Annotated in this window: 7 protein-coding genes, 2 rRNA genes and 1 riboswitch (1 of these 10 running past the window's edge); of the genes, 3 read left to right on the top strand and 6 right to left on the bottom strand. The window is 61.0% G+C overall.

What is annotated here, in order from left to right; genetic code table 11:
- The 3 genes from VXJ24_RS03285 to VXJ24_RS03275 all read left to right on the top strand — a co-directional run.
- A 23S ribosomal RNA gene (locus VXJ24_RS03285) occupies nt 1-2,865 on the top strand; it begins 64 nt to the left of the window's first position.
- 91 nt (nt 2,866-2,956) lie between these two features.
- Nucleotides 2,957-3,072, top strand: a 5S ribosomal RNA gene (rrf, locus tag VXJ24_RS03280).
- A 201-nt stretch (nt 3,073-3,273) separates the two neighbouring features.
- Entirely contained in the window at nt 3,274-3,759 is a 486-nt protein-coding gene (locus VXJ24_RS03275; protein ID WP_330971494.1) for a YbaK/EbsC family protein, read from the top strand.
- A gap of 64 nt (nt 3,760-3,823) precedes the next feature.
- Here the strand turns inward: VXJ24_RS03275 and VXJ24_RS03270 are convergent, their stop codons facing one another.
- The 6 genes from VXJ24_RS03270 to VXJ24_RS03245 form a co-directional block, all read right to left on the bottom strand.
- Nucleotides 3,824-4,753: an aldo/keto reductase gene (locus tag VXJ24_RS03270; RefSeq protein ID WP_330971493.1), complete on the bottom strand. Its 930-nt coding sequence runs from the start codon at nt 4,751-4,753 to the stop codon at nt 3,824-3,826.
- Nucleotides 4,754-4,922: 169 nt separating this feature from the next.
- Complete coding sequence (locus VXJ24_RS03265; RefSeq protein WP_330971492.1) at nt 4,923-6,539, bottom strand: peptide chain release factor 3; 1,617 nt, start codon at nt 6,537-6,539, stop codon at nt 4,923-4,925.
- A gap of 116 nt (nt 6,540-6,655) precedes the next feature.
- Nucleotides 6,656-7,456, bottom strand: a complete 801-nt coding sequence (locus VXJ24_RS03260) for an energy-coupling factor transporter transmembrane component T family protein (protein WP_330971491.1) — start codon at nt 7,454-7,456, stop codon at nt 6,656-6,658.
- 1 nt (nt 7,457) lies between these two features.
- Nucleotides 7,458-9,239 carry an ABC transporter ATP-binding protein gene (locus VXJ24_RS03255; protein ID WP_330971490.1) on the bottom strand — a complete coding sequence of 594 codons (1,782 nt, stop codon included), beginning with the start codon at nt 9,237-9,239 and terminating at the stop codon, nt 7,458-7,460.
- 2 nt (nt 9,240-9,241) lie between these two features.
- Nucleotides 9,242-9,823 carry an ECF transporter S component gene (locus tag VXJ24_RS03250; protein ID WP_330971489.1) on the bottom strand — a complete coding sequence of 194 codons (582 nt, stop codon included), beginning with the start codon at nt 9,821-9,823 and terminating at the stop codon, nt 9,242-9,244.
- 7 nt (nt 9,824-9,830) lie between these two features.
- A riboswitch (FMN riboswitch) is annotated at nt 9,831-9,974 on the bottom strand.
- 139 nt (nt 9,975-10,113) lie between these two features.
- Nucleotides 10,114-11,085 carry a hypothetical protein gene (locus VXJ24_RS03245; protein ID WP_330971488.1) on the bottom strand — a complete coding sequence of 324 codons (972 nt, stop codon included), beginning with the start codon at nt 11,083-11,085 and terminating at the stop codon, nt 10,114-10,116.
- Between the last annotated feature and the right edge of the window lies 1 nt (nt 11,086).

Here is an 11,086-nt window from a genome sequence, read left to right as displayed (position 1 = left end):
TGCGATAAGCTGCGGCGAGAGGCACATGCTCTTCGACCCGCAGATCTCCGAATGGGCGAACCCGCGGGGGCCCATACCCCCGCACCTCCGGCAGAACGCATATGCCGGAAGGAGGCAACCCGGAGAACTGAAACATCTCAGTACCCGGAGGAAGAGAAATCAAACGAGATTCCCCCAGTAGCGGCGAGCGAACGGGGACGAGGCCAAACCGCGGAGCGCACTGCGCCCGCGGGGTTGAAGGGCCTGCACATATGTCCATGGATGCACGAGCGGAACGGCATGGGAAGGCCGGCGAGACAGGGCTAGAGCCCCGTACGCGTACATCCATCCATGGGCGGCAGGTGCCTGAGTACCGCCGGACACGTGAAACCCGGTGGGAAGCAGGGGGGACCACCCTCCAAGCCTGAACACTCTCCTGTGACCGATAGCGGACAAGTACCGTGAGGGAAAGGTGAAAAGCACCCCGGGAGGGGAGTGAAACAGTACCTGAAACCGTGCGCCTACAAGCAGCCGGAGCGGACAGGATCCGTGACGGCGTGCCTTTTGTAGAATGAGCCAGCGAGTTGCGGTGCGCGGCGAGGCGAAGCACAGGAGCCAGCCGCAGCGACAGCGAGTCCGAACAGGGCGACACGAGTCGCGCGCCGCAGACGCGAAGCCAGGTGATCTATCCATGGGCAGGCTGAAGCGGGGGTAAGACCCCGTGGAGGGCCGAACCCACTTAGGTTGAAAACTGAGGGGATGACCTGTGGATAGGAGTGAAAGGCTAACCAAACCTGGAGATATCTCGTTCTCCCCGAAATAGCTTTAGGGCTAGCCCCAGGCATTTACCGCTGGAGGTAGAGCACTGAATGGTCGCGGGGGCCTCACCGCCTACCAACACCAATCAAACTCCGAATGCCAGCGGTCCAGAGCCTGGGAGTCAGAATATGTGGGCTAAGCCGTGTATTCGAGAGGGAAACAGCCCAGACCGCCCGCCAAGGTCCCCAAGTCCATGCCAAGTGGCAAAGGATGTGCGTCTGCCCAGACAACCAGGATGTTGGCTCAGAAGCAGCCACCCATTCAAAGAGTGCGTAACAGCTCACTGGTCGAGTGGACATGCGCCGACAATATACGGGGCTAAGCATGGCACCGAAGCGGCGGGCTGCGCCACAGGGCGCAGCGGTAGGGGAGCATCCCGTCAGGGGCGAAGCCGGAGGACGACCTCCGGTGGACCTGCCGGGAGGGAGAATGCTGGCATGAGTAGCGAGAGCGGCGTGGGAAACGCCGCCGCCGCAAACCCAAGGTTTCCTGGGCAAGGCTAATCCTCCCAGGGTCAGTCGGGAGCTAAGGCGAGGCCGGAAGGCGTAGCCGATGCACAGCAGGCAGACATTCCTGCACCCCCGAAGGGGCGCTATTACCGATGGGGTGACGGAGAAGGGCAGCTCGGCGGGGTTCTGGACGTCCCCGTGATGCCGCGTAGGCCGGAAGGCAGGGAAATCCGCCTTCCAGGGAGGCCGAGGCGGCTGACGAAGCCACAAGGCGAAGCGAGTCATCCCATGCTTCCGAGAAAAGCCTCTAGGGAGCCCCGAGGGGCCCGTACCGCAGACCGACACAGGTGGGTGGGTAGAACATACCAAGGCGATCGGGAGAACCATGGTTAAGGAACTCGGCAAAATCACCCCGCAACTTCGGGAGAAGGGGTGCCGCTTCGGGTGATGGGGCATGCCCCCGGAGCCTGGAGCGGCCGCAGTGGAAAGGTCCAAGCGACTGTTTATCAAAAACACAGGACTCTGCTGAAGCCGCAAGGCGACGTATAGGGTCTGACGCCTGCCCGGTGCCGGAAGGTCACGAGGAGCTGTCAGCGCGAGCGAAGCAGCGAATCCAAGCCCCGGTAAACGGCGGCCGTAACTATAACGGTCCTAAGGTAGCGAAATTCCTTGTCGGGTAAGTTCCGACCTGCACGAAAGGCGTAACGATTTGGACACTGTCTCGACCATGGGCCCGGCGAAATTGCACTAGTCGTGAAGATGCGACTTACCCGCGGAAGGACGGAAAGACCCCGTGAACCTTTACTGCAGCTAGACATTGGCTGCCGGTTCGCCGTGTAGAGGATAGGTGGGAGACTTCGAACCAGGGGCGCCAGCCTCTGGGGAGTCGCCCTTGGAATACCACCCTCGGCGCTCTGGCATCCTAACCCCTCGCCGTGATCCGGGAGGGGGACCGTGTCTGGTGGGTAGTTTGACTGGGGCGGTCGCCTCCTAAAGAGTAACGGAGGCGCGCGCAAGGTCTGCTCGGGATGGTCGGCAACCATCCTCATGAGTGCAAGAGCATAAGCAGGCCTGACTGCGAGGCAGACAAGCCGAGCAGACGGGAAACCGGGCTCTAGCGATCCGGCGGCACAGAGTGGAATGGCCGTCGCTCAACGGATAAAAGGTACTCCGGGGATAACAGGCTGATCTTCCCCAAGAGTCCACATCGACGGGAAGGTTTGGCACCTCGATGTCGGCTCATCGCATCCTGGGGCTGGAGCAGGTCCCAAGGGTATGGCTGTTCGCCATTCAAAGCGGTACGCGAGCTGGGTTCAGAACGTCGTGAGACAGTTCGGTCCCTATCCTCCGTGGGCGCAGGAAGACTGAGGGAGGCTGCCCCTAGTACGAGAGGACCGGGGTGGACGGACCTCCGGTGTGCGGGCTGTCGGCCAACGGCACTGCCCGGTAGCTGAGTCCGGTCGGGATAACCGCTGAAAGCATCTAAGCGGGAAGCCCATCCCGAGATGAGTCTTCCTTCTGGTAAGGCCCCATGCAGACCACATGGTAGATAGGCAGCAGGTGCAAGCGCCGCGAGGCGCTCAGCCGAGCTGCACTAATCGGCCGAGCTCTTCATCTCCGATGCCCGGAGCGTGAGGATGCTGGATGGATGGTTGCCGAGCGCTGTGCGGCCCCCAGGGCACGGATGGACATATGAATGCCCTGTGCCGGCCAGCGGCCATGGCAGGGGAGGCACACCTGGTCCCATTCCGAACCCAGAAGTTAAGCCCCCGAGCGCCGATGGTACTGCGGAGCGAGTCCGTGGGAGAGCAGGACGCCGCTGGCCAGCAGAGGGCATTCGTGCCGGAGAGGGAGGGGAGCGCATCCGCGCTTCCCTCCCTCTGCCTCTATATGCGCAGCCTGGCAGAGGGGCCCCTGCATCATGCGGGGGCCCTTCCTGCATATATCTGCACTTCTGTGCTGGTAACAGCCTAGCAACTCTTCAAAGCTATGCTGTGCTCCGGCAAACTTCAAGAAGGAGAAGCATATGTCTGTCGAAGCAGTCAGGAACTATCTCAAGCCGTTTGGCATAGCGGACCACATCATCGAGTTCGATGCATCGTCAGCTACCGTAGAAGAGGCAGCCGAAGATCTGGGATGCAAGCCGGCTCTGATTGCAAAGACCATGGCATGCATGGTGGGAGAGAAGGCGGTGCTTGTCGTCTGTGCGGGCGATGCAAAGCTCTGGAGCTCTGCCTTCAAGAAGGAGTTTGGCACGAAGCCGAAGTTCGTTCCTGCCGATGAGCTCACAGATATCGTCGGCCACCCTATGGGCGGCGTCTGCCCCTTCGCGGTGAAGGACGGCGTCGAGACCTATCTCGACTGCTCGCTCAAGCGCTTTGATACGATATTCCCTGCTGCTGGCAGTGCGAACTCTGCGGTGGAGATCACGCTTTCTGAGCTTGAGGAGTGTTCGCAGGCTGAAGGCTGGGTCGATGTGTGCAAGGGCTGGCGCGACGAAGCTGCTGAATAGAAGACAAGCATGAATGGGGGACGCAGATGCGGCCCCCATTTCATATGCACAGGAGATGCATCTATCAGGGAAGCTGCCTTCCTGCTGCCATGTAGAGCTCATACCATTCCCTGCGTGTGAGCTCGATATCGGCACCCTTCGCCAGGTCGGCAAGATGCTGCTCATTTGTCGTGCCGACGATGGCCTGCATCTTGCCGGGATAGCGGAGGTTCCAGGCAATGGCTATGGCGGCAGGCGTCACGCCGTGCTCCTCGGCAATGCGCTTCAGGACCTTATTGAGCTCTGGGAACTTCGGATTGTCCAGGAACGTGCCTTCGAAGTAGCCATACTGGAGGCTCGACCAGGTCTGGATGACCTGGTCGTGGGCGAGGGCGTATTCGAAGATGCCGCCGTCACGCATGGTGGCATCATTGCACTCCATGTTCGCATTGAGGACGGTCTCGAAGGCAGGGGCAAAAGCGATAGAGAGCTGTACCTGGTTGGCGGCAAGCGGGAAGGGGCAGGCAGCCTGCAGGCGCTTCATGGTGGCCGGGTTCTCGTTCGAGACGCCGGAGTCCTTCACGAGCCCTTCCTTGCGGAGCTCTGAGAGGGCTTCTGAGACCTCGTTGGCATCCATCAGGATATCGGGACGATGGAGAAGAAGAGCGTCCACCTGATTGACTCCCAGGCGCTTCAGAGAGGCATGCGTGGCATCCAGGAGATACTGCTTCGAGAAGTCATAGTAGGTAAGGCCGTTGTCCCTATGGATGCCGACCTTCGTCTGCAGGAACAGCTTGTCGCGAAGGCCTGGCTCCTTTGCAAAGACCACTCCCAGAAGGCGCTCTGAGTCGCCTCCTGCATAGATGTCTGCGGTATCGATTGCATTGATTCCAAGTTCGAGGGAGGTGTGGAGGAGATGGGAGAGAGCCTTTGCATCCATCTTGTCCACACGCATGAGGCCAAGCATGACAGAGGAGACCTTCGTTTTGCCTGGTCCGAATTCCGTATAGCGCATAGATTTCCTTTCAAAGCGGAATTGCTTCCATCAAGCATAGTGGAGTTGGGCTCGAGAGAAGAAGATGCACCAGCAAGCGGCGGACATCGCCTTTCAATAAGAGAGGAACCAGAAAGCTTCTGCCATCTGGTTCCTCAGACATTCTTTGTATCTATTGCCTATTCATTGCCTATTCGAAGGCGATATTGCCAAACTCGGAGAGCTTCAGGGTCTTGTTGTTCTCTTCTGCCCAGTTCAGGTTCCACTGGCTTGTGAAGAGCAGGAGCCTGCCGCCTCGCATATCTTCGACGCGGCAGGTGTCGCGCGTGAGGTTCAGGGTCTTGAGGTCGAGCTCGTCAGGCGAGTTCTGGATCCACCGGATGATCGAGTAGGGAAGAGGGGTCCTGCGCACGGCGACATGGTATTCGCTCTGGAGACGCTGCTCCAGGACATCGAACTGGAGGACGCCGACGGCACCGACGATCACGGACTCCATGCCGGAGCCGATTTCGCGGAAGATCTGGATGGCGCCTTCCTGGGCAAGCTCCTCCATGCCCTTCACGAATTGCTTGCGCTTGAGCGTATCGACCTGCGTGATGCGGGCGAAGTGCTCGGGAGCGAATGTCGGGATAGGCGGATACTTGACAGGCGTCTTGCCGGCGCAGACCGTATCTCCGATCGAGAAGATGCCCGGATCGAAGAGGCCGACGATATCGCCTGCATAGGCCTCGTCCACGGTTGCGCGGTCGTCTGCCATCATTGCGGTGCCGGTCGCGAGCTTGATATGGCGGTCGCCCTGCACATGATAGGCATCCATGCCGCGCTCGAACTTGCCGGAGCAGATGCGCACGAAGGCGATGCGGTCGCGGTGCCTCGGGTCCATGTTTGCCTGGATCTTGAAGATGAATCCGCTGAACGGATTCGTGGCAGGATCGATGGTCTCGCCGGAGATCGTGTCCTTGTAGGCAAGAGGGGCAGGGGCAAGGCGCAGAAAGTCCTTGAGGAACGGCTCGACGCCGAAGTTCGTGAGGGCGCTGCCGAAGAAGACCGGCGTGAGCTTGCCGTGGCGCACGGCATCGAGGTCGAACTCGTTGTCGGCTCCGTCGAGGAGCTCGATATCATCGATCAGGTTCTTGTGGTTCTCTTCGCCGACGAGATCGTCGAGCGCCGGGTCGCCGAGCTCCGCCTCGATCTCTCCGACCTTCTTCGTCGCATTGGCGCGGCCGTTGCCCTCGAAGGCAATGACATGGCGGGAATTGCGGTCGAAGACGCCCTTGAAGTTCCTGCCCGATCCGATTGGCCATGTCATCGGATAGGTCCCTATCCCAAGCACGTCCTCGATCTCCTCCATAAGGTCGAAGGGGTCGCGGGTGTCGTGGTCGAGCTTGTTCACGAACGTGAAGATCGGGATATGGCGGAGGGTGCAGACCTTGAAGAGCTTGATCGTCTGCGCCTCGACGCCCTTGGCGCCGTCGATGACCATGACAGCAGCATCGGCAGCCATGAGGGTACGGTAGGTATCCTCGGAGAAGTCCTGGTGGCCCGGGGTATCGAGGATGTTGATGCAGTGGCCCTCATACGTGAACTGGAGGACGGAGGACGTGACGGAGATGCCGCGCTCCTTCTCGATGTCCATCCAGTCGGATACGGCATGCTTCGAGCTCGACTTGCCCTTGACGGAACCGGCAGTCTGGATGGAGCCGGTATAGAGGAGGAGCTTCTCGGTCAGGGTCGTCTTGCCCGCATCCGGGTGGGAAATGATCGCGAAGGTGCGGCGCTTCGAGATCTCGTCAGACACATTGCTCATGCTTTGCCTTTGGGTATGCCGATGCAGAGGCATCGGAACTAGATTCTTGAACCCATACATTCTAAAGGCGCAGGGGGCCTGCAGGGGCAACTGCACAAGAAGAGCAGGTGATTGGGCTAGATGAGGCCTACAAGGAAGAGGCCTAAAAGGGCCGCAGCACAGACGGCAAGCGCTGCCCAATCCTTCTGCTCCATATGGAGCGAGTGCCACTGCGTGCGGCCCGCTCCGCCCTCATAGCAGCGGGCATCGAGGGCGCGTCCCACATTGTGGGCATGGCGGACAGAGCTTGCAAGGAGGGCTATGACAACAGGGCCGATGCCGTGGATGCGCCGGGAGATGGAGCCCGAGTCCCAGCCGCCGCCACGAGCACGCTGCGCATCGATGATGGCAGAGGCCTCATCAGCAATCGTCGGGATGAAGCGGAGCATGAGGGAAAAGACCATCGCAAGCTCATGCCCCGGAAGGCCAAAGCGGCTCAGGGGCGCAAGCACGCCGTCGAAGGCATCGGTAAGCTCCGTCGGTGTTGTCGTCATGAGCAGAAGCGCTCCTGCAAGGATCGCGACCGTGAAGCGCAGGGGGTAGAGCACGGCGTCCCAGAGGCCGGCCGAGGTGATCTCGATGGGTCCGAGCGTGAAGACAGGCGTGCCTGTACGCACGAAGAACAGGTTGAAGATGCCGAGGAAGACAAGGATGAGGACAAGCGGCTTTATGGACTCGGCAATCTTCTTCGCAGGGATCCTGCTTGCAGCGATGAGGGCGCCTGCAAGCACATAGACATAGAGGAGCTGGAGCGGCGTCTGGATGAAGAAGATGACAAGCATGACCGCAAGGGCGCAGCCTGCCTTCACGCGGGGGTCGAGCCTGTGGAGGAAGGAGGGGTGCGGATAGTACTGGCCAATGCCTATCCTCATTGTCATGCTATTCCCCTCCTTCCGAGAGCATTGAAAGGATGGCCTCAGCAAGGGCATCGATCGTGAGCGGGTTTCCTGCCGAGGAAGCTATGCAGCCGTCTTGGCCGAGGCGCTCTTCGAGTGCGAGCGCGAACGTCAGGGCAGAAGGAAGGCCGAGCCCCCGCTCGTGCAGGAGCTGGGCATTCTGTCCGCAGAAGATATCTTCGGGCGTGCCGGACATGAGGAGCTCAGACTCGTCGAGCACAAAGATATGGTCGGCACGTGCGGCATCGTCCATCGAGTGCGTGATCTCGATGGTCGCAGTACCTTCTGCATGCACGGCATCGAGGATATGTGAGAGCTCATGCCTGCCTGAGGGGTCGAGGCCGGCTGTCGGCTCGTCGAGTACGAGGATCTCAGGTCCCATTGCGATGACACCGGCAAGGGCGCACTTCCTTTTCTGGCCGCCGGAAAGCTCGAACGGGGAGACATCCCTCTTCTCTTCGAGGCCGACGAGGGCAAGGGCATGTTCGACGCGGCGGGAGACTTCCGTATCGGAGAGCCCCAGGTTCTTCGGCCCATAGGCGACATCTTCTGCGACCGTCTGGGCAAAGAGCTGGCGCTCGGGATGCTGCATCACGTAGCCGATCTTTCCATGGAGAAGGCGGCGGCCGCGCCTTTTTGCCGTCGAGATGCCGAGGACGGAGATCTCTCCTTCATCCGGCACGCCGAGGGCACAGATGAGGCGGGCCAGGGTCGACTTGCCCGATCCGGTCTGGCCGACGATCGCACAGGACTCGCCTGCCGAGACAGCAAGGCTCACGTCCTTGAGGGCGGGCACCGTCTGCGCGGAAGAGTCCGTGTAGCGAAAGGTCACATGGGAGACGGAAAGTGCGGGTGCACCATTTGCGGGGATGTCTGCACGCTTCTGTGGCAGGGGACAGATGCCTGCCGAAGATGCCGGGATGCACGCCGCCAGCTCGTCCAGGAGCTCCGTCTCGGACGGGGTCCAGACGATATCGGATCCGCCCGCGCGCAGACGGCGGGAAAGCCTTCCGGCAAAAGGCTCTTCGAGGCCCAGTGCCGCTATCTCATCCTCGTGGGAGAAGACCTCGGCAGGTGTGCCGTCGAGCGCGATTCTGCCGCGGGAGAGGACGATGACGCGGTCTGCCGCGAGGGCCTCTTCCATGAAATGGGTGATATGGATCACAGTCCTGCCGGCATCCCTGAGGGCAGAGATGACCTTCATGATGGAGCGTCGGCCGCGGACATCGAGAAGCGCTCCTGGCTCGTCGAAGACGAAGAGCTCGGGGTCCATAGCAAGGGTGGCGGCAATCGCGACACGCTGCTGCTGTCCTCCGGACATGCGGGTAGGGTCGCGCCTTGCATAGTCTTCGAGCGCGACCTTGTGGAGCGAGCGCTTCACGCGCCGGTCGATCTCATCGGGCGCAAGTCCCAAGTTCTCGGGACCGAAGGCGACATCGTCCTCGACGACCGTCGTCACGATCTGGTCGCCGGGATTCTGGAAGACAAGGCCACACTTCCGCCTGGCTTCGCGGTAGGCTTCGAAATCGGCCGTTCCGTCCTCGAAGACACGCTTGCCTGCAATCTCGACCGTGCCCTCATCGGGCGCAAGAAGGCCGGAGATGACGGCAGCAAGGGTCGACTTGCCTGAACCGTTCGCGCCGAGGATGCAGAGATGCTGACCTAAGGGAACATCGAGCGAGAGATCATCGAGTGCCTGTATGCCATGCTCGAATCTGAGCGTGACGCCGTCGAGGCGAATTTCGGAAGTGCGGCTTTCCTGCATCGCTACTCGCTATCTGCAAGCGCCTTCGTGACGGGCTTGTAGATGAGGCCGCACACGACGCAGTTGATGAGGACCTTTGCAGCATTGAAGGGAAGAAGGGCAGGAACGATGAGCGCTGCCACCTGCTCTGTCGTCATGCCTGCATAGATCGGCGTGACGATCAGGTTGCCGACGATGCAGCAGAGGACAGAGACGACGGCACCTACGACCATTCCTGCGATGGCGCCCTTCATCGTCGTGTGCTTCTGGTAGATGAGGCTGGCGGGCATCACGAGCGAGAAGGTTGCAAGCATTGCCATGACCATGCCCCAGAAGCCGGAGGCCGTCGCGATATGCGGCAGGTAGGAGATGATGGAGACCGTGGCGCCGACGGCAGGGCCGAAGGCGAAGCCTGCGACGAGCGCGACGATGCCGGAAGGATCGTACTGGAGCCAGGGCACACCCGGCAGGAGAGGAATCTCGATGAAGAGCGTGCAGACAGCAGCAAGCGCGCAGAAGAGTGCCGTGACGGCAATCCTCTTCGTGCTCCAGCCTCCCTGGGCTGTCGTCGAATGCGTGTCATGGTGAGAAGTGGCTTTGGCCATAATAGGCCCTCCGTTTCTTCCATCCGGACTGTAACCGTTGGTCCTGGATTCTCACCAGATCAGCCGCTCTTTTCTTCGCGGCGCGCGGACTTGGGAGCACGCATGCTCCGTCACCACCAGTGGGGAATTGCACCCCGCCCTGAAACTGACACTCGAACAGTAGCACTCCAAGGAAGAAAAGGGAAACATATCTTCGCTGAGAGCCATTCCCGTCATGCAATCGTTACAGGAAGGCCCTCCTGGCAGTCTGGCGTGCCAGGAGGGCCTGATGTGCAGATCTCTGCCTGCCCTTATGCATGCTCCTCGATGACGCGCTCCTCGTGCGTCTCACGGGAGGGACGGATGCCATCGAATCCCCAGATAGCCACAGCGACCCAGACGGCAGCGCCCGCCGCAGCCTCGAGGCCATACATGAGAGGTCCATGGTAGGGGACGAGGAAGGCAAGCAGCAGCCCTGCCCCTGCAGGAGGAAGCCAGCACCTGAGGCCGTTCCAGATGAGGATGAGGCCCACGAAGGCAAGGGCGAGGGCAAGCTCGAGCGGAAGCACTCCTGCCTCGACGGCAGCACGGGCAAGCGAGCCTGTCATGGCAGCGCCCGCAAGGGCGCACCAGCCCTTCCAGGGGCGCAGGCGCAGCGTGAAGTCAGGACGTGTGAGCTCCGTGTAGGCAACGAGCAGGGGCGGCACGGCGAAGAATGGCTGGTTCAGGAAATAGGCAGGGGCAGAGATTGCGGCAAAGACAGCGAGGCGCTTCATCCAGCTCGTGAATGCCTGGTCCTTCGGAAGCCGGAAGGGATGGTAGTCAAGAGGCTCCCTGAGCCCTGCGCGCTCGAGCGCTATCTGGCCCAGGCAGACCAGCGAGACGAGCACGATCACGGCGACAGGATAGACCCACTCCCTCGTGCCGAGAAGCACGGGCAGGATTGCAGCCGAGAGCATCGGCGTCATGTCCGCTGCCACGATGTTCATCATGAGGGCACAGAAGGCATAGCCGAGGACGGCACGCGCCCACATCGGTCCCGGCATGAAGAGGTTCAGGAGCACTCCGAAGACAGCACCCGATCCCATGAGGAGGAGCATGCGGGGACGGTCGATGTTCCAGGCCTGGTGAGGCTGGATCCAGGCGCCGCAGACGATAGCGGTGATCTCCGGGAAGAGGATCTCCGAGCAGGAGGTGATGTCGGAGACGGCTGCCATTGCGACGACGAAGATGCCGCTCAGAAGAATCGGAAGCCATCTCTGCCTCAGTGTCATGCTTGCCATG

The organism is Olsenella kribbiana, from assembly GCF_036408795.1.
Classification (GTDB): domain Bacteria; phylum Actinomycetota; class Coriobacteriia; order Coriobacteriales; family Atopobiaceae; genus Olsenella_L; species Olsenella_L kribbiana.
The sequence above is the reverse complement of the archived record's forward strand: the minus strand, read 5'-3'. Positions and strand labels throughout refer to the sequence as shown.

What these genes read in the sequence shown, in the direction of transcription:
- VXJ24_RS03275 (WP_330971494.1), top strand. Translation starts at nt 3,274, where the DNA reads ATGTCTGTCGAAGCAGTCAGGAACTATCTCAAGCCGTTTGGCATAGCG.
- VXJ24_RS03270 (WP_330971493.1), bottom strand. Translation starts at nt 4,753, where the DNA reads ATGCGCTATACGGAATTCGGACCAGGCAAAACGAAGGTCTCCTCTGTC.
- VXJ24_RS03265 (WP_330971492.1), bottom strand. Translation starts at nt 6,539, where the DNA reads ATGAGCAATGTGTCTGACGAGATCTCGAAGCGCCGCACCTTCGCGATC.
- VXJ24_RS03260 (WP_330971491.1), bottom strand. Translation starts at nt 7,456, where the DNA reads ATGACAATGAGGATAGGCATTGGCCAGTACTATCCGCACCCCTCCTTC.
- VXJ24_RS03255 (WP_330971490.1), bottom strand. Translation starts at nt 9,239, where the DNA reads ATGCAGGAAAGCCGCACTTCCGAAATTCGCCTCGACGGCGTCACGCTC.
- VXJ24_RS03250 (WP_330971489.1), bottom strand. Translation starts at nt 9,823, where the DNA reads ATGGCCAAAGCCACTTCTCACCATGACACGCATTCGACGACAGCCCAG.
- VXJ24_RS03245 (WP_330971488.1), bottom strand. Translation starts at nt 11,085, where the DNA reads ATGGCAAGCATGACACTGAGGCAGAGATGGCTTCCGATTCTTCTGAGC.